This window comes from Pseudomonas putida S13.1.2 (genome assembly GCF_000498395.2).
GTDB classification, from domain to species: domain Bacteria; phylum Pseudomonadota; class Gammaproteobacteria; order Pseudomonadales; family Pseudomonadaceae; genus Aquipseudomonas; species Aquipseudomonas putida_Q.
On the sequence record NZ_CP010979.1, the window covers coordinates 1,549,962 to 1,575,990 of the forward strand.

At 60.9% G+C, this 26,029-nt stretch carries 24 protein-coding genes; 12 read left to right on the forward strand and 12 right to left on the reverse strand.

The window, feature by feature from the left end; genetic code table 11:
• Positions 1 to 124: 124 nt before the first annotated feature.
• Complete coding sequence (locus N805_RS07025) at positions 125 to 1,006, reverse strand: LysR family transcriptional regulator (RefSeq protein WP_019473596.1); 882 nt, start codon at positions 1,004 to 1,006, stop codon at positions 125 to 127.
• A gap of 170 nt (positions 1,007 to 1,176) precedes the next feature.
• On the opposite strand from N805_RS07025, the gene N805_RS07030 reads away from it, so the two are divergent.
• On the forward strand, positions 1,177 to 2,820 hold the full coding sequence (locus N805_RS07030; RefSeq protein WP_028612933.1) for an acetolactate synthase large subunit: 1,644 nt from the start codon (positions 1,177 to 1,179) through the stop codon (positions 2,818 to 2,820).
• 65 nt (positions 2,821 to 2,885) lie between these two features.
• On the opposite strand, the gene N805_RS07035 is transcribed toward N805_RS07030, so the two are convergent.
• Together N805_RS07035 and N805_RS07040 are read right to left on the reverse strand one after the other, a co-directional pair.
• Positions 2,886 to 5,432, reverse strand: coding sequence for an HWE histidine kinase domain-containing protein (locus tag N805_RS07035; protein WP_019473571.1), 2,547 nt, complete (start codon positions 5,430 to 5,432; stop codon positions 2,886 to 2,888).
• Between the two features lie 100 nt (positions 5,433 to 5,532).
• Positions 5,533 to 6,324 (reverse strand): helix-turn-helix transcriptional regulator, encoded by a 792-nt coding sequence (locus N805_RS07040; protein ID WP_019473570.1) that lies wholly within the window; start codon positions 6,322 to 6,324, stop codon positions 5,533 to 5,535.
• 194 nt (positions 6,325 to 6,518) lie between these two features.
• Here N805_RS07040 and N805_RS07045 point away from each other — a divergent pair, with 194 nt between their 5' ends.
• From N805_RS07045 to N805_RS07055, 3 genes are all read left to right on the forward strand, one after another.
• Complete coding sequence (locus tag N805_RS07045; RefSeq protein ID WP_026034673.1) at positions 6,519 to 7,883, forward strand: APC family permease; 1,365 nt, start codon at positions 6,519 to 6,521, stop codon at positions 7,881 to 7,883.
• A gap of 12 nt (positions 7,884 to 7,895) precedes the next feature.
• On the forward strand, positions 7,896 to 8,999 hold the full coding sequence (locus tag N805_RS07050; protein WP_019473568.1) for a P1 family peptidase: 1,104 nt from the start codon (positions 7,896 to 7,898) through the stop codon (positions 8,997 to 8,999).
• A gap of 76 nt (positions 9,000 to 9,075) precedes the next feature.
• The gene (locus tag N805_RS07055) at positions 9,076 to 9,711 is read left to right on the forward strand and encodes a dTMP kinase (RefSeq protein WP_019473567.1); all 636 of its coding nucleotides are present in this window, start codon (positions 9,076 to 9,078) and stop codon (positions 9,709 to 9,711) included.
• 8 nt (positions 9,712 to 9,719) lie between these two features.
• Here the strand turns inward: N805_RS07055 and N805_RS07060 are convergent, their stop codons facing one another.
• Positions 9,720 to 10,622 carry a LysR family transcriptional regulator gene (locus N805_RS07060; RefSeq protein ID WP_019473566.1) on the reverse strand — a complete coding sequence of 301 codons (903 nt, stop codon included), beginning with the start codon at positions 10,620 to 10,622 and terminating at the stop codon, positions 9,720 to 9,722.
• A gap of 96 nt (positions 10,623 to 10,718) precedes the next feature.
• Between N805_RS07060 and N805_RS07065 the strand changes: the two genes are divergently transcribed.
• A complete protein-coding gene (locus tag N805_RS07065; protein WP_019473565.1) occupies positions 10,719 to 12,110 on the forward strand; it encodes an MFS transporter in 1,392 nt (463 codons plus the stop codon).
• Complete coding sequence (locus tag N805_RS07070) at positions 12,082 to 12,459, forward strand: hypothetical protein (protein WP_019473564.1); 378 nt, start codon at positions 12,082 to 12,084, stop codon at positions 12,457 to 12,459. The genes N805_RS07065 and N805_RS07070 overlap by 29 nt, the downstream gene beginning before the upstream one ends.
• 57 nt (positions 12,460 to 12,516) lie before the next feature.
• On the opposite strand, the gene N805_RS07075 is transcribed toward N805_RS07070, so the two are convergent.
• Positions 12,517 to 12,771: a type B 50S ribosomal protein L31 gene (locus tag N805_RS07075; protein ID WP_019473563.1), complete on the reverse strand. Its 255-nt coding sequence runs from the start codon at positions 12,769 to 12,771 to the stop codon at positions 12,517 to 12,519.
• A gap of 103 nt (positions 12,772 to 12,874) precedes the next feature.
• Between N805_RS07075 and dksA the strand changes: the two genes are divergently transcribed.
• The gene (gene dksA, locus N805_RS07080) at positions 12,875 to 13,279 is read left to right on the forward strand and encodes an RNA polymerase-binding protein DksA (protein ID WP_019473562.1); all 405 of its coding nucleotides are present in this window, start codon (positions 12,875 to 12,877) and stop codon (positions 13,277 to 13,279) included.
• Between the two features lie 50 nt (positions 13,280 to 13,329).
• Here dksA and N805_RS07085 read toward each other — a convergent pair whose 3' ends face one another.
• The gene (locus tag N805_RS07085; protein ID WP_016714074.1) at positions 13,330 to 13,770 is read right to left on the reverse strand and encodes an Lrp/AsnC family transcriptional regulator; all 441 of its coding nucleotides are present in this window, start codon (positions 13,768 to 13,770) and stop codon (positions 13,330 to 13,332) included.
• Between the two features lie 143 nt (positions 13,771 to 13,913).
• Between N805_RS07085 and N805_RS07090 the strand changes: the two genes are divergently transcribed.
• Positions 13,914 to 16,961 carry an aminotransferase class III-fold pyridoxal phosphate-dependent enzyme gene (locus N805_RS07090; protein ID WP_019473561.1) on the forward strand — a complete coding sequence of 1,016 codons (3,048 nt, stop codon included), beginning with the start codon at positions 13,914 to 13,916 and terminating at the stop codon, positions 16,959 to 16,961.
• 139 nt (positions 16,962 to 17,100) lie between these two features.
• Here the strand turns inward: N805_RS07090 and N805_RS07095 are convergent, their stop codons facing one another.
• Complete coding sequence (locus N805_RS07095) at positions 17,101 to 17,541, reverse strand: Lrp/AsnC family transcriptional regulator (RefSeq protein ID WP_024717903.1); 441 nt, start codon at positions 17,539 to 17,541, stop codon at positions 17,101 to 17,103.
• A gap of 287 nt (positions 17,542 to 17,828) precedes the next feature.
• Between N805_RS07095 and N805_RS07100 the strand changes: the two genes are divergently transcribed.
• The 4 genes from N805_RS07100 (at position 17,829) to N805_RS07115 (ending at position 20,766) form a co-directional block, all read left to right on the forward strand.
• Positions 17,829 to 18,617, forward strand: a complete 789-nt coding sequence (locus tag N805_RS07100) for an ABC transporter substrate-binding protein (protein WP_026034672.1) — start codon at positions 17,829 to 17,831, stop codon at positions 18,615 to 18,617.
• Between the two features lie 65 nt (positions 18,618 to 18,682).
• On the forward strand, positions 18,683 to 19,330 hold the full coding sequence (locus N805_RS07105; protein ID WP_019473559.1) for an amino acid ABC transporter permease: 648 nt from the start codon (positions 18,683 to 18,685) through the stop codon (positions 19,328 to 19,330).
• Between the two features lie 51 nt (positions 19,331 to 19,381).
• Complete coding sequence (locus N805_RS07110; protein WP_054833407.1) at positions 19,382 to 19,999, forward strand: amino acid ABC transporter permease; 618 nt, start codon at positions 19,382 to 19,384, stop codon at positions 19,997 to 19,999.
• Between the two features lie 11 nt (positions 20,000 to 20,010).
• Complete coding sequence (locus N805_RS07115; protein WP_019473558.1) at positions 20,011 to 20,766, forward strand: amino acid ABC transporter ATP-binding protein; 756 nt, start codon at positions 20,011 to 20,013, stop codon at positions 20,764 to 20,766.
• A gap of 35 nt (positions 20,767 to 20,801) precedes the next feature.
• Here N805_RS07115 and N805_RS07120 read toward each other — a convergent pair whose 3' ends face one another.
• The 5 genes from N805_RS07120 to N805_RS07140 form a co-directional block, all read right to left on the reverse strand.
• Positions 20,802 to 21,758 (reverse strand): electron transfer flavoprotein subunit alpha/FixB family protein, encoded by a 957-nt coding sequence (locus tag N805_RS07120; RefSeq protein ID WP_028612932.1) that lies wholly within the window; start codon positions 21,756 to 21,758, stop codon positions 20,802 to 20,804.
• Positions 21,759 to 22,508, reverse strand: a complete 750-nt coding sequence (locus N805_RS07125) for an electron transfer flavoprotein subunit beta/FixA family protein (protein ID WP_028612931.1) — start codon at positions 22,506 to 22,508, stop codon at positions 21,759 to 21,761.
• 130 nt (positions 22,509 to 22,638) lie between these two features.
• Complete coding sequence (locus N805_RS07130) at positions 22,639 to 23,964, reverse strand: spinster family MFS transporter (protein ID WP_046811304.1); 1,326 nt, start codon at positions 23,962 to 23,964, stop codon at positions 22,639 to 22,641.
• 67 nt (positions 23,965 to 24,031) lie between these two features.
• Positions 24,032 to 25,063 carry a 4-hydroxy-2-oxovalerate aldolase gene (gene dmpG / locus N805_RS07135; protein WP_028612930.1) on the reverse strand — a complete coding sequence of 344 codons (1,032 nt, stop codon included), beginning with the start codon at positions 25,061 to 25,063 and terminating at the stop codon, positions 24,032 to 24,034.
• 10 nt (positions 25,064 to 25,073) lie between these two features.
• Positions 25,074 to 26,003 (reverse strand): acetaldehyde dehydrogenase (acetylating), encoded by a 930-nt coding sequence (locus tag N805_RS07140; protein ID WP_028612929.1) that lies wholly within the window; start codon positions 26,001 to 26,003, stop codon positions 25,074 to 25,076.
• Positions 26,004 to 26,029: the final 26 nt, after the last annotated feature.

Consider the following 26,029-nt stretch of genomic DNA (forward strand, 5'->3'; position numbering starts at 1 on the left):
TCTGGCACCGGCGTTGCCGGTGTTCGCGGCTGAAGCCGCTCCCACATGGATCGCACTGGCTTCAAGGCATGCGCCGTACCTGTGGGAGCGGCTTTAGCCGCGAAAGGGCCGGAACAGGCTAGCCTCACCGCTCCAGGTAATGCGTCTGCGCAGCAAAGTCGATGAACCGCTTGCTGGCCAGCGACAGGTATTCCCCGGAGCGCCAGCACAATCTGAAGCTCATCTGCTGCGCGGGCCGGAACGGCACCCCGACGATGCCCGGCGTGCGTTGCTGGACCGAGCGCAGCAGGGTCGCCACGCCCATGTTGTCCAGCGCGGCCTGCACCACCAGCGAGACGAAGTTGCTCTGCAACGCCACCTGGTAAGTAATGCCATGCTCGGCGAAGAACGCGTCCAGAAGGTGACGTTGAACGAACGTGCGGTCGAACACGACCATGTCGGTATTGCGCAGGTCTTGCGCCGTGAGAAAGGCTTTGCCGGCATAAGGGTGGTCAGGGTGCATGCACGCCAGCATCTCGTCACTGCCCAGCAGGATCGATTCCTTGTCGGGCGGCACTCGCCTGGACTCCAGCAGTGCCAGGTCGATTTCCCGTTGTTCCAGGCGATGGCCAATGTCCTCGGCACTGCCTTCGAACACGGTCATGGCAATGCCTGGATACAGCTGGCGGAAGGCGTTCATCAACCCCGGTACATAGTGCAGGCCGAACATGGGCGGGATGCCCAGGCGCACTTCGCCGCGTTTCAGGTCGGCCATGTCGCGCAGCTCTTGCCGGGCAACATCCATCTCGCGCAGCGCCGACGCAATGCGTGGCAGGAACTGTTCGCCCTCGGCGGTAAGGATGACTTTGCGCGTGGTGCGGTTGAACAGGGTCACGCCCAGTTCTTCTTCCAGGCGGGTGACGGCCATGCTCAGCGCAGGCTGGGCGATGTGCAAATGCTGCGCAGCCTTGGTGAAGCTGCCTTGGCGCACAATCTCGACGCAGCAGCGCAATGCCTTGAGGTTCATTGAGGCGTTCTACCATTCATAACGAACTGTGATGCTAAGCATCATAACAATATATTTATTATTATTAACCAGAGGGCCTACGATGCGCGCCACTGAGACATCCTGCAATAACTCAGTCACGCAGCGTCATAAAGCTGCAATCCCACAAAGATTTTGAGGTAGTACCCCAAATGGCCAAGGCCGCCGATGTCGTTGTGCAATGTCTGGAAAACGAAGGTGTCGAGTATGTGTTCGGCATTCCTGGTGAGGAAAACCTCGACCTGCTCGAATCCCTGCGCAAGTCGAAGATCAAGCTGGTACTGACCCGTCACGAGCAATCTGCAGGCTTCATGGCTGCCACTTACGGCCGCCTGACCGGCAAGACCGGCGTCAGCCTGTCCACCCTCGGCCCTGGTGCCACCAACCTGGTCACCGCCAGCGCCTACGCCTACCTGGGCGGCATGCCGATGATGATGATCACCGGGCAGAAGCCGATCAAGAAGTCCAAGCAGGGCCGCTTCCAGATCATTGACGTGTGCGGCATGATGGACCCCATCACCAAGTACACCCACCAGTTCGCCTCGGCCGACAACATCCCGGCCCGCATGCGCGAAGCCTTCCGCCTGGCTGAAGAAGAAAAGCCGGGTGCGGTACACCTGGAACTGCCGGAAGACATCGCCGCCGAGCAGACCGACGCCCTGCCGATCCCGCGCAGCTTGCACCGCCGCCCGCTGGCCGAGCACGTCGCCATCGAAGCTGCCGTCGAGAAATTGCAGAACGCGCGCAACCCGATCCTGGTGATCGGCGCCGGCGCCAACCGCAAGATGACCGCCAAGGTCCTCAAGCAGCTGATCGACAAGACCGGTATCCCGTTCATCACCACCCAGATGGGTAAAGGTGTGGTCGACGAGCGCCACCCGCGCTTCCTGGGTAACGCTGCGCTGTCGTCGGGTGACTTCGTTCACCGCGCCGTAGAAGCCGCCGACCTGATCATCAACATCGGCCACGACGTGATCGAGAAGCCACCGTTCTTCATGGTCCGTGGTGGCACCGAGGTCATTCACATCAACTTCCGCTCTGCCGAAGTCGATGCTGTTTACTTCCCACAGGTTGAAGTGATTGGCGACATCGCCAACGCCGTGTGGCAGATCAGCGAAGCGCTGAACGACACCTCGCACTGGGACTTCACCCGCCTGATGGCGATTCGTGAAGCCAACGAAGCCCAGATCGCCGAAGGCGCTGACGACAACCGCTTCCCGGTCTACCCGCAGCGCCTGGTTGCCGACATCCGTCGCGTTCTGCCGTCCGAAGGTATCGTTGCCCTGGACAACGGCATCTACAAGATCTGGTTCGCCCGTAACTACAAGGCGCACAAGCCAAACACCGTGCTGCTGGACAACGCCCTGGCCACCATGGGCGCCGGCCTGCCATCGGCCATGGCGGCGCACCTGGTGCACCCGGACCGCCCGGTGATCTCGGTGTGCGGCGACGGCGGCTTCATGATGAACAGCCAGGAGCTGGAAACCGCAGTACGCCTGGGCATGCACATCACCGTGGTGATCCTGCGTGACGATGGCTACGGCATGATCCGCTGGAAGCAGGCCAACATGGGCTTCACCGATTTCGGCCTGGACTACGGCAACCCGGACTTCGTCAAATACGCCGAAGCCTACGGTGCCAATGGTCATCGCGTGGAAAGCGCCGAAGGCCTGCTGCCACTGCTGGAACACTGCATCAAGACCCCAGGCGTGCACGTGATCGACTGCCCGGTCGATTACAGCGAGAACGACCGCATCCTCAACAGCGAGCTGCGTGAGCGCGCGCTGGCGGTGTAAGCCCTGAGGTACGGCGCCAGCGCAAGGCTGGCGCCTTTCCCTGAGGAGCGGCCTGGTATCGCCTTTCAGCGATCCAACAGGCCCCGCAGGCTGGCCAGGATGCTGTTGGCGTCGTAAGGCTTGCGCGCTACGGGGACGCCCTTCAAGTGCTCGGGAATGCTGATGCCATCGCCGTAGCCTGTGGCAAACAGGAATGGAACCTGACGGCGTACCAGTTCATCGGCCACGGAAATGGATGTGCCGGTGCCCAGGTTGACATCCAGTATCGCAACGTCCGGTGTGCGGCGGGCGAGCAGTTGCATTGCCTCATCTTCGGAATTGGCGGTGATCACGTCCTTGATGTGAGCATCGTTGAGAATCTGCTCCAAGCCGACTGCAATCACCAACTGATCTTCGAGGATCAGCACGCACAAGCCCGCCCGTGTTGCAAAAGTATCATCTACACGAGCCATGGTCATGGCCGCGGCCGGTATGGCGGGTTCGAACGTTTCGGCGACGGTCAGGTGCTTGGCCGGGATTCTGAATAGTCCTTGCAGGCCTTCGGGGTAATATTCCACCGTGCTGGTGCCGCCCAGGTCGAACGGGATGCTGCGGTCGATCAGTACCGAGCCAAAGCCAGTGCGGCTGGGCGGGCGTACCGTGGGCCCGCCACTTTCACGCCAGCAGATGGCACAGGCGTTGGCGGCGTCGATTGCCCAGCTCACCGACAGCTTGCCGCCGGCCTGCGACAGCGCACCATACTTGGCCGCATTGGTGGCCAGCTCGTGCAGCACCAGGGCCATCACCGAGTAGGCGCGCGCGTCGAGGATGACGTTCGGGCCTTGCAGCTCGATCACCCCGGCAGCCGTGCGATAGGGTGAAAGCTCGGCCTCCAGCAGCATTGCCAGGCGGCCGCCACCATCACCGCGCACCACTTGGTCGTGGGCCAGTGACAATGCCTGGATACGCCCTTTGAGAGTGGCCACATAGTCCTGGAGGGTCTGGCTCTCGGAGGTCGGGTGGGCAACCAGCGCACCAATCAGTGACAGGATGTTCTTGACCCTGTGATTGAGCTCCTCGTTAAGGATGCGCTGGCGCACTTCAGCCTTCGAGCGCTCGCTGGCCAGCAGCTCGCTGTTGTGCAGCACCACTTCGACGATGGCGGTGCGGATGGCATCGCCAAATTGGCGGTCCTGTTCGGTCCAGGGCAGCGACTGCTGGTGAACGGTTTCTTTCCAGATGGCAAAGCTTTTGCGCGGCGTCAGGCGATCGCCCAGCGCGCCGCTGTCGTAAGTTTTGTTCGGGTCCCCGGCCCAGTCGAGCGTCTCGATGACCTCCTTGCGAAAGAAGATCAGGTAATCCCTCGGCTGCTGCGACATCGGGATGATCAGCACGCCGGATACGTCGCTGAAGTACGCCTGGGCAGAGGGAAGCACCATCGACAGGCGGTTGGACGCCCAGGTACGGCCATCGGTGACCATATCCGCCAGACGCAACAGGTCGGGCACGGCAGCTTTGGGCACTGCCAGCCCGGCCGTTGCCCAGCGGCCTTGCAGCGACATGCCGATGCCATCGCAGGGGATCAGCGACATCAGCCGCGGCAGGCGTGAGTGGAAGAACCCATCCAGGTCCGCTGACTGGTTGGCATTGCGCACGATGGTGTCCAGTGCTTTGTGAACCCGTACGGCGGCTTCGAGTTTTTGCCGGCTGCGCAGGGTCTCGATATGCAACGCGAAGAACTCGCCGAACATTTCGGCGGCCACCCGCTGCCCCATGGCCAGAGTACGCGGTGCGTAGTGGTGGCAGGCGATCAACCCCCATAGCTCGCCGTTGACGATGACCGATATCGACATGGAGGCACCCACGCCCATGTTGCACAGGTACTCGCAATGCACCGGCGATACGCTGCGCAGGTGCGCGTAGGACAGGTCGAGCGGTTCGCCTGACGGGTCAAGGACCGGCTCGATGGCGACCGTTTTGAACTGGGCGTCGGAAATCACCCGGATCGGGTTGCGCAGGTAAAGCGCTCGGGCCTGCTGCGGGATGTCGGAGGCGGGGAAGTACTGGCCCATGAAGCTTTCAAGATCGCCACGTTTGGCTTCTGCGACCACCTTGCCGGCACCGTCTGCGCCGAGCTGGTAGATCATCACCCGGTCGTAGCCCAGTACGGCCCGGATAAAGCGGGCAGCGTCGCGGAACAATTTGCTGGTCTGGTCGATTTCGCGCAGCTGGGCAATCAGGGTACGGGCCAGCTCGATGGGCTCGGCGATGCTGGCACCGGCCGGTTCAAACTCCAGGATTGCCGTACCTTTGAACAGGTGGGCGGCGATATCGAAGGCCTGGCCGTTGGGCAGCATCACGCTGAAGCTGAGTGCAGGGCGCGAGGCTTCGCGGGTACGGGCCAGGGCATTGCGCAGGGTATGGGCTACCTCGTCCCCTAGCACCGTGTGCAGCTTCTGGCCGTTGATATCGCCTGCCAGGCCCAGCAGATGCGGGGCGTTGACCGAATGGCGCAGCACCACTGTCGCGGACGCATCACAGGCCAGCAGGCAGCCGTGGGGCTGGATGCTGCCAGGGATCTGGATGGGTTCGCGGTCGCAGTTGGTCAGGTTTACTTGTGGGTCGAAGGTCATTTGGCCCGTGCCTAAGGGTAAAGAGTAGGCTGCCAGGACGGCCGCCATCGTCAGCCTAGCAGGCATTGTCCGCCTTGGGCATTGCCGGGTGGTTGCCTTTTCAGGCTGATGGGGTCTCCCCCCGTTCATCTGCGAACCCCAGCTCCCGTATGAACATCGAAAACAATTCGGGGTGAGACGAGATGTTCAGCTTCGCGTACAGGTGGCGCCGGTGCACCTTTATGGTTTCTGGCGAGATCCCCAGCCGTTGCGCCATCGCTTTCGACGAGTAGCCGCGCAGGATAAGGCGGGCGATTTCAAGTTCTCGCTCGGACAACAGGCCTTGGGCAAACCTGGCCAACGCATCGCCAACCGGTGCCTGCACGTGCACCGGCACGCCACTACGCGCCCAGTGCTGCCCAAGCAGCGCCAGCACCCAGGCACTGATCAGGTTGAGCTTGCCCAGCTCTGTTGCGTCGAAAGCGCGGCGCATGCCCAGTGACAGCGACAATACCCCATCGGGCAGCTGCAACAGGAACTGGACTTCGTCGACCAGCACATGGTCCTGAAAGTAGTTCTGGTAATAATCCGTTTGCCAGAAATGGTCTGGCGCCACTTCTTCCAGGTGGTAGCAACCACTGGCCAAGCCTTCGCGGGCGGCCTGGTAGAAGGGGTCGAGCAGATACAACCCGTCGAGGTACAGCTCACCCGCTGCGGGCGCTGGCGCTGCATCGTATTCCTCCAGCACTTGTGGGGCGCCCTGGGGAGGGAAGTGCATCGCCAGCGCGTTGTCGAACGGCACCCAATGCCTCAGCACCAGGATCAGCTGACGCCAGAAGCGCGGGCTGCCAATCTGCTCGATCGTTCTGGCCAGCGCGGTGTGGCCGGCAACCTCATGAAAGAGAATTTCCACGACAGCGTCCTTGAAAGAAGTAGCGCATTGGCACCCGCTTTGCCTCAGCTGTCAACCGGGGGTACCCCTTAGTGGGAATTGTCCTGGCGGGTGGCGCCGCATAGATTTCATACCTATCAAGCGGGCCGTCGAGCCCGCCACGTTTCTCTTCCTGGTTCTGCCTCTGACACTAACAACAACGTGAGGATGAACAAATGACGTCCTGTAGTGCACCCACCCCAAAACTTAAACCGACGCTGAGCGTCGCAGATGTAGTCGCCATCACCGTGTCTTCGGTCACACCCGCAAGCTCCGTCTTCGTCATTGCGCCCTTTGCTATCGCCCAGGCAGGTACAGGTGTGATCTGGGCCTTCGTGCTGGGGGGTGTGCTGGCGTTGATGTTTGCGCTTTGCTATGCCGAACTGGGCCGCGCGCACGGTGCGGCAGGGGGTGAATACGTGTTTGCCAAGCGGGTATTTGGCGGGATGGCCGGTTACGCCACTTTCCTAACCGTGCTGGCGATGCTGGTGTTCATTCCACCGGTCTTGGCCACGGGGGCAGCCACTTACCTGAATGCAGCGCTCGGCACCCAGCTTGACGGGCAGACGGTGGCCTTGGTGATTGTGGCACTGGGCTATTTGCTTGGCATTCTCAACATCAAGCTCAACGCGTGGGTCACCGGCATTTGCCTGTTCCTTGAGGTGGCGGCACTGATGGTGATCGTGGTGTTGGGCTTTGGCCACGCCCAGCAACCGGTCAGCAGCCTTCTCAGCCCGCTGGTACTCGATAACGGGATACTGCACGCGGCGCCCTGGGCGCTGGTGATTGGTGCGGTGGGCACTGCGCTGTTCTCTTTCAACGGTTATGGCGGCGCCGTGTTGCTGGCCGAAGACATGAAATGTGGCGGGCGTGGTATTGCCAAGGCAGTTTTGTGGTCACTGGTGCTGGTGGTGGCCATCGAAGTGATCCCCCTGGTTGCGCTGCTGGTGGGTGCACCCTCGCTTGAGGCAATGCTGGCCAGCCCGGACCCTATCGGTTACCTGCTGACGGCCCATGGCAACGAAACGCTGTCGCGCCTGGTCAGCGCCGGGATTTTCCTATCGGTGTTCAATGCCATCATTGCCCTGGTCATCCAGAGTGGGCGGGTGATCTACAGCAGCGGGCGGGATGCGTTGTGGATGCCGACCCTGAACCGCGCCTTCATCCGCATTCACCCCAAGTGGGAATCGCCCTGGCTGGCCACGCTGTTCCTCGCCGTGCCTTCCGCTGCCTTGACGTTCAGTTCCAACCTGTCGGAGCTCACGTCCTTCACCGTGCTGCTGATCCTGTGCGTGTACCTGGTAGTCGGGCTGTGCGCGCTGTTCAGCCGCGTACTGCGCCGCGACCGTGAGCACCCTTACCGGATGCCGCTGTGGCCACTGCCGGCCTTGGCTGCGGTGACCGGGGCCGGGTACCTGTTGACGACCCTGTTGAGTACGGCTTCAGCCCGGGACATTTTCATCATTCTTGGCATTCTGCTTACCTCCGTGTTGCTGTACGGCACGTATGGCAAGTTGAGCCCGGCCTTCCAGAAACTTTGAGCGAGAGACAAGATGCGAGCACGCGATTTCGGTATCACGCTGGGCCTTGGTCGGCCTGGCCCCCACAATGCCATTACCGATGTGCCGGGTGTGCGCGTTGGCCACGCCACCTTGGACAAGCACCACAATGGCAAGCCTGTACGCACCGGTGTCAGTGTCATCGAGCCCCGCGAAGGCCCGGCGCGCTACCAACCGTGCTTTGCCGGCTGCCATGTGCTCAATGGCAATGGCGACGCCACAGGCCTGGAGTGGATTCGTGAGGCGGGCCTGTTGACGACAGCCATTGCCACCACCAACACGCACAGCGTCGGCGTGGTGCGCGATGCACTCATCGCCCATGAGCATGCAACCCTGGCGGACGCGTCGACCTACTGGTGCATGCCGGTGGTGATGGAGACCTACGACGGCGTGCTGAACGACATCTGGGGCCAGCATGTAAATGCGGACCTGGTGCAGCATGCACTGGGGGCTGCCTGTGGCGGGCCGGTGACCGAGGGTGCGGTAGGCGGCGGTACCGGCATGATCTGTCATGAATTCAAAGGCGGCATCGGTACCGCGTCGCGGGTATTGCCGGCAGAGCAGGGTAGCTGGACGGTGGGGGCCTTTGTCCAGGCCAACCATGGCCAGCGCCGCGATCTGCGGGTGGATGGCTATCCCGTCGGCCGGGTGTTGCTTGACCTGCCCACGCCATTTGACCAGCAGGATACCCCCGGCATGGGCTCGATCGTGGTGGTACTGGCCACCGATGCACCGCTGCTGCCGCATCAGTGCCAACGCCTGGCGCAACGTGCTGCGCTGGGTATTGCCCGCACGGGCGGCGGCACCGATGACTCCAGTGGCGATATCTTCCTGGCATTCTCGACGGGGAATACCGGGCTGGCGCCTGCCGACTACAATCGCCGCGATCTGCCGAGGACAGCGCAAGTGGCGATGGTCAACAACGACCATATATCGCCGCTGTTCGCGGCGGCAGCCGAGGCGGTAGAAGAGGCTATTGTCAACGCGATCCTGGCAGGCAGGACCATGCAGGCAGAGGATGGGCGAGAGGTGCCGGGCCTGGACGGTAAGCGGTTGCTGGCGGCCCTTGAGCAAGTGGGTTGGAAGGCTCAGGGTTGACGTAGAAAGAGAATCGCTTGAAGACGAGCCACGATCAATGGTCTTATCCCGCGCCTTAGCCTATTGGTATTGAACGATGAACCGCCCGCTGTTTGTTTCCATTGATGGGCCCAAGGGTACCGGCAAGACCACGCTGCTGGAGGCCGTCACTCAAGCCTTGCGGCTGGACGGGAACAAGGTGATCCGCCTTTGTGAAAGAAAGAACGACCCTTGCCGGGGCGAGACCATGGCCCTGGTCAACCAGCTTGCCAGAAGCCCATGCCGGGACCTGGAGTTCAAGGTGTGCGAGCGCTTTGCAGAGAGCCGCGCCTGGATTTCCCGGCATGTGCTGCCCAGGCAGCCAGCTGACAGCATCATCCTGATTGATCGCTGGTACCCCTCTGACGCTGCGTTCCGCCGCACGGTACCGTTTGACCAGATCTTGCGCCTGAACCTCGAACGAAAGGTGCAAGTACCGGATTTGCATGTCGGGGTTGTCACAGCCCCTGAAACCTCATGGGCACGGGCCGCGGCGCGTACGCGTGGGCTGGGCAGTACGGTGATCCACAACCTGGATGAACAGGTGGCCTGTACCGAGGCGTTCGAGCGTGCCGTTGCAGCGCACGGCTGGGTGCTGTGCCGCAATGAAGGGACGATCGACGAGGCAACCCGGCAGGTGGTTGGGGAGATTCAGGGCGTGCTTGCACGCATGCGAGCTGTGCCAGCAACGTGATATGGCTGTTACAGCCCGGTGTCCTCAAGGGCCCATCGGGCTGCCAGCTGGTCAATGAAAACGCGTATTGCAGCAGGTACATACATGCTGTTGCGGTACAACGCATGAATGGGTTGCCGTGCAAAGTGTTGTGGGTCAAGGACGGCGCTGAGCTTACCCTTCGCGATGGCGTCGTCTACCAACCAGCTTGGCAGAAGCGCAACCCCGAGCCCGCGCAAGGCCATGTCCAGCAACGACTCTGCGCTATCTGCCTGAAAGCGGGACGGGCGCACGAACTGGCAGCTTTCGGTCATGGACTGTGAGTTGAAGAAGCGCCAGGGCGCATCGCTCAGGTGCGTATGAGCCAGCCAGTGCACGTTGACCAGCGCCTCCGTTGAGCCAACCGGGTGCCGTAGCAGATACGCCGGGCTGGCGACCAGCTGCAAGGCATAGTCGCCAATCCTGGCGGCCTTGTAATCGGAGTCCGCCAACTCGCCTAGCCGGATTGCGACGTCGAAGCGTTCAGCAACCAGGTCACAGAGGTGCGATGACGCTACGTGCTCGATCGACAGATCGGGATGAGCTTCTGCCATGTCTGCCAGCACCGGCAGCACTGCACGCTGTGCAAAGGCTGAGGTACTGGTGATGCGTAACCGCCCGCCAAGCCCCGCGGATGACTGTTGCACGCTGGCTGTCGCGCGCTCCACCTGGTCAAGCAGCTGACGCGCTTCAAGCAGAAACCGTTCACCGCAATCGGTCAGCACGGTGCGGCGGGTGTTACGGGCCAGCAGGCTGGCGCCCAGTTCAGCTTCCAGACGCCGTACATTGAAGCTGATCCGCGCCTTGGACTGGCCCAGCAATTGGGCAGCCTTGGTAAAGCTGCCGCTATCTGCAACGGCGACAAAGCTGGCAACGCGATTGAGGTCGAGCATGATTGTCAAAAATCAGTTAACAGTCTGGGCGATATTACAGCACTTATGCCGCAGTCAGTGCAGGGTTACAGTCACGCTCGCTGACTGGAGTTCACCGTGGCCTTACTCAACCTGCGTCGTCGTATCACGCTGTTCTACTTGCTGGGTTTCTTCGTAGACCTGATCAATACCTTCATCACCGCCGTGGTTTCACCGAAGATAGGTGAAGTCCTGCACGCTGATGTCGCCACGCTGGCTTGGGTGAGTACAGCCTATCTACTCGGGCTGATGCTGGGGATGTTGCCCAGCCGATGGCTGGGGCAGCGCATGGGCGAGCGCTCAGTACTGCTCGGCTCACTGGTGTTTTTCTCAGGCACCACACTGTTGATCGCCTGGTCGGGCCAGATGGCAACGCTGTTACCTTTACGCGGCCTGCAGGGTTTTGCAGCCGGGCTGTTCATTCCTCTGGGCCAGGCACTGGTCTACCGCCTGTATTCGGCGCATGAGCGGCCGAGGGTGACCATGGCGATCATGGCCATAGGCTTGCTAGCGCCAGCCGTATCACCCCTGGCAGGCGGTTGGTTGTCGCAACGGATGCCCTGGCAGTGGGTGCTGCTCGCCAGTCTTCCCATGGCACTGCTGGCCTTGATCCTGGGTGCTTGCTGGTTACCACGCCCGCCGCCAGCCGCGCGCAATGAACCCTTTGATGGCAAAGGCTTGCTACTGGCTGGGGGAGGGGTGGCCAGCGGCTTGCTGGGTATGACTGATGCGGGTGGTGGCCAGGGTGGCATGGCTATGGCCTGGGCCGCACTGGCTGCAATCTTGCTCGGCAGCTACCTGCGTCACTCACGGCGTATCGCTGCACCCCTGTTGGACTTTTCGGTAATGCGCGAGCCCGTTTTCGCCGGATCGATCATGTTGTACCTGGCTGTGCCGGGCCTGTTCATCGGGGTAAACCTGTTGGCCATGCTTTACCTTCAGGCCGAGCTTGGATGGACCGCAAGCGCAGCGGGCAGCCTGATGTTGCCATGGACCTTGGGGGCAGCGCTGGCGATCGCTTGCACCACCTGGCGTTACAGATCATCCGGGCCCACCCCATTACTGCTGCTGGGGCTGGCGCTGCAGATACCGGGTTATGCGCTGCTGGCGATGGCTTCCAGCACGTCTTCTCTCATGGTTGCCTACGCGCTGCTCGGTGTCGGGGGGAGCTTATGCACCAGCGTCGCGCAAAGCGCTGCCTTTGCAGCATTGGCCTCATCCGAACTTGGCCAGGCCAGTACCCTGTGGGCCCTGAACCGGCAGTTGAGTTTCTGCCTGGGCGTCACAGCCGTCAGCCTGGTATTCAGCTTGCTGACCATGCTCTTGGGGGCACGTCAAGCCTACCAAGCCACATTCATGCTGGCAGGAGGGGTGCAGGCAACCTGCCTGGCAGTCCTCATCTGTCTGCGGATACGCTCACTTGTCAAACGAAAGGAACGCCATGAATCGGTATCTGAAAGAAGTCATTGATCTGCACGTATTGATCGAGGCGCTCTTCGCCAGGGGGGAGGGTTCTGTTGCAGCCATGGTCGAGCGGTTTCACGCGGATTTTGCGATGGTGACACCTGCCGGTGCTCAGGTAGGCCTGGGCGATGTTTCATCCCTGTTTGCTCAGCGTGCAGGGTCTCAGCCAGGGTTGAGCATTGAGGTCGCCGAACTGGAAACCATCGCACAATGGCCGGAGGGTGCAGTGGTGTGCTATCGCGAGACGCACCATTTGCCCGGCCAGAACGCGAAGACACGGATATCGACCGCACTGTTCAGTGCTGTAGGGGGACGCGTGTTATGGCGCCATCTTCAGGAAACCTGGGCGGCTTGAGGCTGCGCGATGATGGGTTGGAAGAGCCGCTTTCCCTGGACCGAAAGCGGCTTTTTCTTACTTGGCAGTAAAACCTGCAAACCGCTTGTTGAACCCCGCCACCCGGCCCTCGGCCTTCGCCTTGCGTTCCTGGCCGGTGTAGATCGGGTGCGAGGCACTGGAAACGTCGAGGGTGACGTAGGGGTAGCTGACGCCATCGGTGTGCACGTGGGTCTTGTCTGTTTCGATGGTCGAGCGGATCAGCCAGAAGGCACTGGCAGCCACATCGTGAAACAGAACGGGGCGGTAGTCGGGGTGAATGCCTGGTTTCATTGTAGAACTCCTTAGCGAATGTTATAAAGTAACAACTTAAGCCAAGTGACGAGTCATTTGCAACCTGGGCCGACCTTCGAATGCTGCCGCGAGCGTAATAGACATGACCGAACAAGACCTGCTTTGCATGCCTGCAGAGGCCTATATGGATGCTCGGCAGCAGGGGTTCTTCCGCGACCTGTTGTTGGCGCAGCGCAATGAGCTGCAAGCCCGAATATCCAGCGAGTTCGAACTCATGCGCGCATTCGAGCCAAGCAGCGACCCATCTGACCTGGGCACTATGGAAGAGCAACGGCAATGGCAGCTGCGCCTGCTTGAGCGGGAAAAGAAACTGCTGGACAAGATCGACGAAGCCCTGGAGCGCATTGCAAGGGGTGAGTACGGGTGGTGCAAGGACACCGGCGAGCCCATCGGCCTCAAGCGCTTGCTGCTGCGGCCAACGGCGACACTGAGCATTGAGGCCAAGGAGCGGCAGGAACGCCAGGAGCGGCATATACGCGAAACTTGATACACCCGGCGTGGATGGCACCGGTGAAGCCCGTGCCATCTTGCAGGTCGTCAGGCACCCTGGCGGTCGATATCACGGCGCAGGACGACCGACGTGGTAATGTCATCCACGGATTCGTGGCGTGCGACATTGTCGCGAACCTGGTTGAGGTCGTCGATGGTCCGGGTCTCCACTTCAACCACCAGATCAAGCTGACCGCTCACCGAGGAAACCCGCCGCACGCGTGCGTCAGTAGCCAGCTGGTCAAGCAACCCCATGGCAGGCGTGCGCTGTAACGTCACCAGCAAGATCGCGCGTATCACATTGGCGTCTATCTCGCCGATATCCGCCCGATAACCACGAATGATCCCGCTGCGTTCAAGGTTGGCAACGCGTTCGGTCGTGGCGCTTCTGGAAAGGCCTATGCGGCCGGCTAATGCCTTGAGCGCAATGCGCGCGTCCTTCGAAAGTACTTCAAGAATCTCACGATCTTTTGCATCCAGCTCACGCATTGCAGCACCTGATTAGCTCGCCGTCTTTATGCCGGTCAGAACCGGCATAATGCCTGTTGATCCCGACCGTATGCAGGGTGTCGGTTTCGGTGGTGCATGACAAGCTATTGAAAAAACAATTTGCTCGCTCGGAACGTGATGATATGACAGACCTTTCCCACCCGGCACCTCGGTTTTCGGCAAGCGATGCAGAGGGCCTCGCAAAAGATTTCTTCAATGTCTCTGGCACTGCAACGCCCCTGGACGGGGAGCGTGATCGCAATTACCGGCTGCAGACTGGCCTGGATGCAGGCTGGATACTGAAAATCGTCAATGCCAGCGAGCCCAGGGTAGAAAGCGAGTTTCAAACCGCGCTGCTCGGTCACCTGGCCGTGCACGGCGGGCATCTGGGCGTGCCTCACTTGCGGGCCAGCGTGGCTGGCGACTACCTGCCGTCGGTGACCGGTGCCACAGGTGAAAAGCACGCAGTGCGCCTGGTCAGCTGGTTGGCCGGCACGCCACTTGCCGAGGCCAGGCGCTCATTCGCACTGATGAGCAACTTCGGCCAGGCACTCGGCGAACTCGATCGCGCGCTGCAGGGCTTCATGCACCCGGGCGCCGTCCGCGACCTTGACTGGGATCTGCGCCATGCTGCGCGCTCCCGTTCGCGCCTGCACTTCATCAAGAGCCCTGAACGCCGGGCCATTGCCGAGCGCTTCATCACACAGTTCGAACAGTCTGTACAGCCCAGGCTGGCCTCCCTGCGGGCCCAGGTGATTCACAACGATGCCAACGACTGGAACATTCTGGTCGATGCCGAAACTACCAGTAGCGTGACTGGCTTCATCGACTTTGGCGATGCCGTGCATACCGTGCTGATAGCCGAGGTCGCGATCGCCAGTGCCTACGCCATTCTCGACATGGATGACCCGATCGGCGCCGCTGCTGCGCTGGTGGCCGGTTTCCATGAGAAGTACCCGCTGCAAGCGCAAGAGCTTGATGTGTTGTTCAACCTGATCGCCATGCGCCTGGTCATCAGCGTCACCTTCTCCGCTTCGCGGCAGGACCAGACAGACGACAACCCCTACCTGGCGATCAGTGAAGCACCTGCCTGGCGCCTGCTGGAACAGCTTGATGCGATGAACCCACGGCTGGCCACCGGCATCCTGCGCAAGGCTTGTGGTTTTGATGCCATCGAAGGCGCGGGCGATGTCCGCCGCTGGATTGCGGGCAACCACAAATCCTTCGCCGACCTGGTGCGCCCGTCCGCCGCCATCCTGAACAAGGTGATTGCGCCGTTTGGCGACGCCACCCACGAGATGACCATCGCCTCGGCTGAGCAGCGCCCGGCAGATGCAACCCGTTGGTGGGAGCAGTACTCTGCCGCTCACCAGGTGCCGCTGGCCATCGGGCCATGGGGTGAGTTGCGCAGCATCTACACCGACAGCGCGTTCGAGTCCCGCTTCATCAAGGGGCAACGCCGCACACTGCATATCGGTGTCGACCTGGTGATGCCGGCGGGTACGGCGTTGTACGCGCCGGTCGCTGGCACTGTCAGAAGTGTGGAGGTTGAACCGGACCCGCTGGGGTATGGTGGCCTGGTGATGATCGAGCACACGCCACCCGGTTGCCCGCCATTTCTGACCCTGTGGGGGCATATGGCCCATGAAGCGCTCAGCCGCTTGAAAGCCGGTGACAAGCTCGAAGCTGGCGACCTGGTCGGCTACATGGGCACCGATCATGAAAACGGCGGCTGGATTCCCCACCTGCACCTGCAGATGACCACCGATACCCAGCTGAGCGCGAGCGAGGTCATTGGCGTGGGTGAGCCAGAGTACCGCGAAGTGTGGGCCGACCTGTTCCCCGATGCCTCGACCTTGGCGGGTATCCCGCCAGAGACCTACACCCAGCAAGGGATGACCAAGGCCCAGATCATTGCCAGGCGCAAGGAACTGCTGCTACCGAACCTGTCGATTTCGTACAGCGACCCGATCAAGTTCGTGCGCGGTGATGGCGTATGGCTGATCGACAATTTCGGGCGCGCCTACCTGGACTGCTTCAACAACGTGTGCCACCTGGGCCATAGCCACCCCGACGTGGTCGAGGCCTTGACCCGCCAGGCTGCGCTACTCAACACCAACACCCGCTACCTGCACGACAACATCGTCGAATACGCCGAACGCCTGACGGGTACGCTGCCAGAGGGACTTTGCGTAGCCTCCTTTGGTTGTTCGGGCAGTGAAGCCAACAGCCTGATGCTGCGCATGGCGCGCAACTACACAGGCAGTGACCAGGCGATCGTGCTGGACTGGGCCTACCACGGCACCACGCAAGAACTCATCGACCTTAGCCCTTACAAGTACAAACGCAAGGCCGGCAAGGGCAGGGCAGCGCATGTATACGAGGCGGTGGTCCCGGACAGCTACTACGCGCCTGAGCACTGGCCAGTGGAACAGCACGGCAAGCGCTTTGCCGAGTCGGTAGCAGAGCAGCTGGATGCCATCCGCAAGGCAGGCAAGGGCCCCGGGTTCTTCCTTGCCGAGTCGATCCCCAGCGTGGCAGGCCAGGTGTTCCTGCCTGACAACTACCTCAAGGAGGTCTACGCCATGGTCCGCGCCGAGGGTGGGCTGTGCCTGGCCGATGAGGTGCAGGTCGGGTTTGGCCGCGTCGGTAGCCACTGGTGGGCATTCGAGACCCAGGGCGTGGTGCCGGATGCCGTCACCATGGGCAAACCGATTGGCAACGGCCACCCGATGTCGGCGGTTGTGACCACCCGTGAGGTTGCCGATGCCTTCAATAACGGCATGGAGTATTTCAATACCTTCGCCGGCAACCCCGTGTCTTGCGCGGTAGGCCTGGCGGTGCTCAATGCAATCGAGCGCGACCAGTTGAAAGCAAACGCCTTGAACGTCGGCAATTACCTGCTCGAGGGTTTCCGCAAGCTTCAGCAGCAATTTGACGCGATTGGTGATGTGCGCGGGCTGGGGCTGTTTCTCGGCATCGTCCTGGTCACCGACCGCAAGTCGAAGGCGCCGGCCACGGCCCTGGCCCGGAAGGTGGCTGATGGCGCCAGGGAACGCGGCGTGTTGATCGGCACCGAAGGCCCGCATGACAACGTGCTGAAAATGCGGCCATCGATGATTTTCAGCCGGGCCAATGCCGACTTCCTCCTCGACGTGCTGAAAGACAGCTTTACCGCAGCACTGAAGTAGCTTTTGCAGACTACGCGGTCTTTGTAGGAGCGGCCTTGTGTCGCGACAGGGCTGCGCAGCAGCCCCGGCAATCGGTGCATCTGCGCTGAAACCCTGGGGCTGCTTCGCAGCCCTGTCGCGACACAAGGCCGCTCCTGCATCACGCCTTCTGCCGGTCTATGTCACGCCGCAGCACTACCGCCGTGGTGATGTCGTCTACAGAGTCGTGGCACGCCACGGCGTCGCGTACACGGTTCAAATCATCAATCGTCCTTGCTTCGACCTCGACTATCAGGTCGAGCTGCCCGCTGACCGATGAAACCCGTTTCACTTGGGCGTTCTGTGCCAGAAGGTCCAGCAACCCAAGCGCCGGTGTACGTTTCAGCGCTACCAGGATGATTGCCCGTATGACATTGGCATCGATTTCACCGATGTCGGCGCGATATCCGCGAATGACCCCACTACGCTCCAGTTGCAAAACCCGCTCGCTGGTGGCACTTCTTGACAGGCCAACTCTTGCAGCCAGCGCTTTGAGTGCCACACGTGCTTCCTTGGAGAGTATTTCGAGGATTTCCCGATCTTTGACGTCTAATTCGCGCAATGCTGACACTCCCGCCTGATCACCGGTAAATGACCGGCTGCCCCGGTAAAGTGCAGGGGGCAAACCAGCCGAGTACTCGCTTGTTTTTAGTGCATCGCCAGACACTACTCCAGTTATTCCAAAGCCCGAAGTAGCGCCGACACTATGTCGGCCGATTCCGGCAATGTGCCACCCGAACACGCACATTGCAGGGTGATTTCAAGGTTTCAGTGTGCAAAGCTCTCAGTGAAGGTTGGGACTTCAGCGCCCAGGACAATAAGAAATAGAAACTTTCAAGGAGTGCCTCGATGCTGGCAAGAAAAACCAGGATGCTACTGGCTTCCACCGCTGTTGCAGCGGCTGCATTATTTTCTCACGGCATGGCCCACGCCGATGATCTGCAGGCCGTTCAACATTCAAAAGTACTGCGCGTGGCAATGAGTGGCCAGTACTCCCCCTTCAGCTTTGCCAATGAAAAGAATGAAATTGTCGGTTTCGACGCCTCCATTGGTGAAGCACTCGCTCAGCGTTTGGGCGTGAATATAAAAATCATTACCACACCGTTTGACGGCATTATCGCCGGGCTGTTGGCCAAGAAATATGACGCGGTCATCGCCTCGATGACCATTACGCCTGAGCGGCTGAAAGCCGTTGACTTTGTAGGCCCCTATTACCACGCAGGCCGTACCATCGGCGTCAAGGAAGACTCTCCGATCAAGGGGCTTGATGACCTCAAGGATGTCACCGTCGGCGTCACGCTGGGCGACTCGCATGACAAATGGGCGCGTAATCGCGGCAATCTTAAAGTGCGCACCTATAAAGGCTTACCGGAAATGCTGGTGGACCTGGAAGCCGGTCGTATCGACGCGGTAGTGATGGACAGCATTCCGGTCATGGTTGCGGTAAAGGAAACCGGGCAGAAAGTACGCATCATCAGCTTGCCGGACGTGCAGGGTGGCCGTGAAGGCCTGGGCATTGCCATTCGCAGAAACAACCCTGAACTCAAGGCCCAGTTGCAGAAGGCCCTGGACGAGATCCTGGCCGATGGCACCTATAAAGAAATCTCCATGAAATGGGTGGGTAGCGACATTCGCTGATGCACACCTGAAGTGGCCCGGCCGACAGGCTGGGCCGGGTTGGCTGAATTTTGTGAGTGGTTTTTATGGACCTGTCATTGATCCATCGCACCTACCCGTTCTTTCTGGAAGCCGCCTGGGTAACTGTGCAGATCTCGTTGCTGTCACTCTTACTGGGTTTACTCCTTGCAATCGTTCTGGTGGCGTGCCGGTTATCGCCATTTATTATCTTGCGGTGGGCAGCCAAGATTTACGTCAGCGTATTTCGCGGTACACCCTGCCTGGTGCAGTTGTTCATTATCTATTTTGGTGGGCCACAAATAGGTATTGAGCTTGAGCCGTTTGCTGCTGCGGTGATCGGTTTAGGCATGAATATAGCGGCGTATATGTCGGAGTCCATTCGAGGGGCTATCGATAATGTCGACCCAGGCCAGGAGGAGGGCGCACGGTCGATTGGCTTCAGCCGCAGCCAGACGCTGTTGTTCATCATCATTCCCCAGGCAATGAAGCTGATGATCAGGCCGCTTGGCGTAAATGCTATCGGCCTGATCAAGGGTTCTGCCCTGGTGTCGGCCATTTCGGTGGTCGAACTGACTTACACCGCGCAGCGCTTCATCAGTTCAACCTACAAACCGTTCGAGATATTCATGGTGTCGGCGCTGCTTTATATCGTCATGGTCTACGCGGTCAAGTACCTGGTGGAAGTGCTGGACCGGCGCTACGCAACCCAGTGAGGAGTGCCAGTGGAAGGGTTCAACCTGAGTGTCATCACGCCTTACTATGAAATGCTGGCAACCGGTCTGTGGTGGACGGTTGTCATGTTTCTCTGTTCCAGCGTCATCAGCCTGATGGTGGGTGTGTTATTCGCCTTGATCGACCTGTATGCGCCGAAAGCCATGGCACTGCCTGTGCGTTTCGTGACCTGGCTGTTGATGGGCACGCCATTGTTGCTGCAACTGTATCTGATCTATTACGGGCTGGTTCAGGTGGGTATCGATATTCCGGCGCTGGCTGCGGGGATAATCGGGCTAAGCCTGCATTTTGCGGTGTACAACGCCGAGGTGATCAAGTCCGGGATCGAGGCGGTCGACCCAGGCCAGATAGAGGGCGCGCGCTCGATTGGCCTTAGCAAAGCCATGACCCAGCGCTACATCATTGTTCCGCAGGCGCTCAGAAAAACCATTGCGCCACTGGGGAACAACCTCATTGTGTTGCTGAAGGACACTTCACTGGTGTCGATCATCGGTATCGCCGAACTCGTCTACAGCGCCCAGTTGGCCGTCAGCGAAACGTACAGCCCTTTTGAATTCTATATCGCCGTCGCAGTGATCTACTACGTGGCCAACCTGGTGCTCGAGGCCGGGTTGCATCTTATTGAAGCCAAGGTCGAGATGTCACGATGAACAACAACGCTATGGTAGAAGTGAAGGGCGCTCGCAAAGCCTACGGCACACTTGAGGTGCTCAAGGGCATCGACCTGTCGGTGTCGCGTGGGCAGATCTACGCCATCATCGGCCCGAGTGGCTCTGGCAAAAGCACCTTGCTGCGGTCGATCAACCATCTCGAAGTGCTCAATGGCGGTGAAATCTGGCTGGATGGTGATCAGGTCAACCGGCCCTTGAAAGGCCGCGCCTTCGAGCAGCACATCAACCGGGTGCGCCAGCAGATGGGCATGGTGTTTCAACACTTCAATCTGTTCCCGCACCTCACCGTCTGTGAAAACGTCGCGATAGGGCCTGTGAAGCTCAAAGGCTACTCGAAAAGTGCGGCCAGAGCGCTGGCCCTGGAGTACCTGCAAAAGGTCGGGCTGGAAAACAAGATTGACGAATATCCGTCGCGCTTGTCCGGTGGGCAGAAGCAGCGCGTTGCCATTGCCCGGGCGTTGGCCATGCAACCCAAGGTGATGTTGTTCGATGAAGCGACCTCAGCCCTGGACCCGGAGCTTGTGGAAGAGGTGAACCTGGTAATGAAGCAACTGGCGGCCGAGCACATGACCATGTTGATCGTCACGCATGAGATGCGCTTTGCCGGCGAGGTTGCTGACCAGATCGTATTCATGGATGGCGGGGTTGTTGTGGAACAAGGGGCTCCGGGGGACATCCTGAGGAACCCGGTGCAGGATCGTACCCGGGCTTTTTTGAAGAAGCATTTGCAAGCCGACCCTTTGTAAGAGGGCCGGGCTTCTTCAAAAACCACGCAGGCGGGTCAGGCCAGCTTTTCCAGCTCTGGCACCGCTTCGAACAGGTCAGCGACCAGGCCGTAGTCGGCCACCTGGAAGATCGGCGCTTCTTCGTCCTTGTTGATCGCAACGATCACTTTGGAGTCTTTCATGCCGGCCAGGTGCTGGATCGCGCCGGAGATACCGACGGCGATATACAGCTGTGGCGCAACGATCTTGCCGGTCTGGCCGACCTGCATGTCGTTCGGCACGAAGCCTGCGTCGACCGCAGCACGCGAAGCGCCGACGGCCGCGCCAAGCTTGTCGGCCAGGCTGTACAGGTGCTTGAAGTTGTCACCGTTACCCATGCCGCGGCCGCCGGAAACGACGATCTTGGCAGCGGTCAGCTCTGGGCGGTCGGACTTGGCCAGCTCTTCACCGACAAAGGCCGAGATACCGGCGTTGTGCGCGGCACTCACCGCTTCGACAGCAGCCGAGCCACCTTCGGCAGCGACTGGGTCGAAGCCGGTGGTACGCACGGTGATGACCTTGATCGAAGCGCTCGATTGCACGGTGGCAATGGCGTTACCGGCATAGATCGGGCGCTTGAAGGTGTCGGCGGACTCGACCGAGATGATCTCGGAGATCTGGTCCACGTCCAGCAGCGCGGCAACGCGCGGCAGGATGTTCTTGCCATTGGTGGTGGCCGGGGCCAGCACGTGGCTGTAGCCCTTGGCCCCGCCTTGTTCAACAAGAGCAACGATCAGCGGCGCGACGTTTTCCGGCAGCGCGTGGGCGTAGGCGGCGTTATCGGCAACCAGCACCTTGGCCACACCCGCGATCTTGGCAGCGGATTCTGCAACGCCGCCGACGTTCTGGCCTGCGACCAGCACGTGCACATCACCACCGATCTTGGCGGCAGCAGCGACAGTGTTCAGGGTGGCCGGGGCAACGGCGCCGGCTTCCGGACCTTCTAGAAGGTCAGCGACAACCAGGATAGTCATTTAGATTACCTTCGCTTCGTTCTTCAGCTTATCGACCAGTTCGGCCACCGACTTGGCCTTGATGCCCGCGCTGCGGGCAGCCGGCGCTTCGACTTTCAGGGTCTTGTTGGTGGAGGCGAGGGAAACGCCCAGATCGTCAGGCTTGACGGTCTCCAGCGGCTTCTTCTTGGCCTTCATGATGTTCGGCAGCGACGCATAGCGTGGCTCGTTCAGGCGCAGGTCGGTGGTGACGATGGCTGGCAGGTTCAGCGACACGGTCTGCAGGCCGCCATCGATTTCACGGGTGACGTTCAGCTTGTCGCCAGCCACTTCGACTTTGGAGGCGAAGGTGCCCTGGGCGTAGCCGGTCAGCGCAGCCAGCATCTGGCCGGTCTGGTTGTTGTCGCTGTCGATGGCCTGCTTGCCAAGGATGACCAGCTGCGGCTGCTCCTTGTCGACAACGGCTTTCAGGGCCTTGGCTACAGCCAGGGAGTTCAGCTCGTCAGCGGCTTCTACCAGGATGGCACGGTCGGCACCCAGGGCCAGGGCGGTACGCAGTTGCTCCTGGGCGACGGGCGGGCCCACGGAAACGACGACGATCTCGGTCGCAACGCCTTTTTCCTTCAGGCGTACGGCCTCTTCCACGGCGATTTCGCAGAAAGGGTTCATGGCCATCTTGACGTTAGCCAGATCGACGCCGGAGTTGTCCGCCTTGACGCGAACCTTGACGTTATAGTCGACCACTCGTTTGACGCTTACCAGTATCCTCATAAGCTCTCCAGTCATTGATATTGCGAACGCGGGGCAGCGGGTGTCTGACAAGGACGGTAACGTAGGGAATGTGCGGGTGGATCGTCCGTTTCAACTAGTTGATCGGCGATTCTGCGCCAATTCTCAGGTTTCAGGCATAGGCAGAAAGCCGCGAGGGCGCGGCCAGGTGTTGATAGGTCCGCCAGAGCAGCACGATCGGTATGACAATGGTAAGACTGACCAGCAGCAGGGCGTAGCGCAGCGACTCGTCCGCCAGCAATGGCATCAGTACATCGCTCAGTAGCCCGGTTGCCAATGGGCCGATACCGACCCCGCACAAGGTCGAGATGATGGTCTGCAGGGCGACGGCGGTCGCCCGGCGGTGGGCGGGCACCAACTGGGTCAACAACGAGAAGCAGGGGCCGACCCACCATACCGAGAAAAAGCTGCCCAGCGCGCACCAGAGCATCGCGCTGGGTACCGGAACCGCACCCGCATGCAGCAGGATGTCACGTGGCCAAAGCAGGTAAATGATCAACGCGCAATTGCCGAGCACATGGCCGATGAGCGGAATGCCGATTTGCCACTGCTGGCTCCTGATCACCAAGCGGTCAGTCAGCCACCCACTGAACAACGCCCCGAGCCCGGCAAAGGTGCCGCCGACCAAGCCGGCCAGGAGGCCGGCGTAGTGCAGGGGCAGGTCATGCGATCGCACCAGGAAGCTGGCATTCCACATGGCAAAGGCGTAGGCGCTGAAGGTGGTGATGCCGCAAGCCAGTACCAGGCAACGGTAGGCCGGTTGTGCCATGAGTGCACGAGCACTGCCCAGCAGGCTTTGAATGGGCGGTGCAGCCTGGCTGGCGTGGCTATGGGGGAGGTCGAAGCGACCACGTACCGGGTCGCGCATCACAAAGGCAAACACCGCACTGATCAGCAGGGAGGGCAGGGCGACAGCAAAAAAAGCGCTGCGCCAGCCATATTGGTCGACCACCCAGGCGCCGGCACTAAGGGCAACGATGGTCGAAAACGTCGGCGCGGCGGTGTAGCAACTGATGGCAAAAGAACGCCGGTGCGGTGGGTAGATATCGGCAATGATCGACATCGAGGTCGAGGTGCTTGGTGACTCGAAGACTGCTACCGCCATGCGCGCGATCACCAGCATCGCAAAGCTGGTCGACAGCCCGCAGGCCACCGTTGCCAGCGCCCACAACGAGCAGGTGATGGCCAGCAGGCGTGTGCGTGACAGGCGGTCGGCCAGGCGCCCGGCAGGCAGGCCCAGCAGCACATAGACGGCAGCGAAGGCCAGGCCTGAAACCAGCCCCATGGCGGTGTCGCTGGCACCGAACTCTTGTTTGAGCGGTTCGATCATCACGGCAATGATCTGCCGCCCGACAAAGTTATCGGCGTACATCATCGCGAGCACAAACAGCAGACCATGGCTGCGCCAGCCGATGGGTTGAGGGTGCGTACTGCTCATGGATGACTCCCGGTCAAACCGCAGAGATGGGCAATGGCCCAAGCTGTGCCTGGGCCCCGTGAAGCGGTCAGGCGCTGGCTTGGCGTTGCCTGGCCAGGGTCATGGCGGTGTCTTCGATCATGTCTTCCTGCCCGCCGACCATGCCGCGCCGGCCCATTTCGACAAGAATTTCCCGCGCCGGGACGCCGTACTTTTTTTCAGCACGCTTGGCAAACAGCAGGAACGAGCCGTAGACACCGGCATAGCCCATGGTCAGGGCATCGCGGTCGCTGCGGATCGGGAAGTCCATGATCGGCACCACCAGGTCCTCGGCAACGTCCTGGATACCAAACACACTCACGCCGGTTTCAATGCCCATGCGGTCGCAGACGGCCACCAGCACTTCCATGGGGGTATTGCCGGCACCCGCGCCCAAGCCTGCGCACGCGGCATCGATACGGGTGGCGCCAGCGGCAATGGCCGCGATCGAGTTGGACACGCCCATCGACAGGTTGTGATGGCCATGGAAGCCGATTTCAGTCTCGGGCTTGAGCGCTGCACGCAGCGCCGCGACCCGCGCGCTGACGTCATGGGGCAGCAGGTAGCCGGCCGAGTCGGTGATGTAGATGCAATTGGCGCCGTAGCTTTCCATCAGCTGGCCTTGGGTGACCAGGCCTTGCGGGCTGTTCATATGCGCCATCATCAGGAACCCGACGCTGTCCATGCCCAGCTTGCGGGCCGCGCCAAGGTGCTGTTCGGACACGTCTGCTTCCGTGCAGTGAGTGGCGACGCGAATCGTGCTGACGCCCAGTTCGTAGGCCATCTGCAGGTGATCGACCGTGCCGATGCCCGGTAGCAGCAGGGCGGAGACCTTGGCATTTTTCATCAGTGGGATGACCGCCGACAAATACGCCTCGTCGCTGTGCGCCGGAAAACCATAGTTCAACGAACTGCCACCCAGGCCATCGCCATGGGTCACCTCGATCAACGGCACACCGGCGGCGTCGAGGCCACAGGCAATGTCTTTCATTTGCTGCAGGGTGATCTGGTGGCGTTTGGGGTGCATGCCGTCACGCAGGCACATGTCGTGGACGGTGATGGATTTGCCGTGAAGGTCCATGGTGCGCTCCTTAGGCGATGGCAGGTTGTGGGGTGCTGGCACGCAGGGTCAAATCGCCTTTGAGCATTGCTTCGGCAAACATCTCGGCGGTGCGCGCGGCGGCGGCGGTCATGATGTCGAGGTTGCCGGCATATTTGGGCAGGTAGTCGCCCAGGCCTTCGACTTCCATGAAAATCGACACCCGGTTGCCGTCGAACACCGGGCCGTTGACCAGCTTGTAGCCGGGCACATAGCGCTGGACTTGCTCGATCATGTCGGCAATCGCGGCGGTGATGGCTGCCTGGTCAGGCTCGGTTTCGGTCAGGCAGTGCACGGTGTCGCGCATGATCAGCGGCGGCTCGGCGGGGTTGACGATAATGATTGCCTTGCCCTTTTTTGCGCCGCCAACCTGTTCCACGGCCGCCGCGGTGGTGCGGGTGAATTCATCGATGTTCTTGCGCGTGCCCGGGCCGACCGATTTCGAGGCCGCCGTGGCAATGATCTCGGCGTAGGCCACCGGCTGCACGCTGGACACCGCGGCCACCAGCGGGATGGTCGCCTGGCCGCCACAGGTCACCATGTTGACGTTCATCGCGCCCAGGCCAAGGTTGTGTTTCAGGTTGACCGGTGGCACGCAGTAGGGGCCGATGGCTGCCGGAGTCAGGTCGATCATCAGCACACCCAGGGCATTGAGCTTGCGGCTGTTTTCGGCATGCACATACGCGGAGGTAGCATCGAAGGCGATCTGGATGCCGTCTTCCAGTACATGCGTTAGCAGGCCGTCGACGCCCTCGCTGGTGGTTTTCAGGCCCAGCGCGGCGGCGCGGGCCAGGCCTTCGGAGGTGGCGTCGATACCCACCATCCAGACGGGCTCCAGTACTTCACTGCGCTTGAGCTTGTACAGCAGGTCGGTACCGATGTTGCCCGGCCCGATGAGGGCGCATTTTATCTTTTTACTCATGGCATTGTTCTCGATCGGAAGAAGGG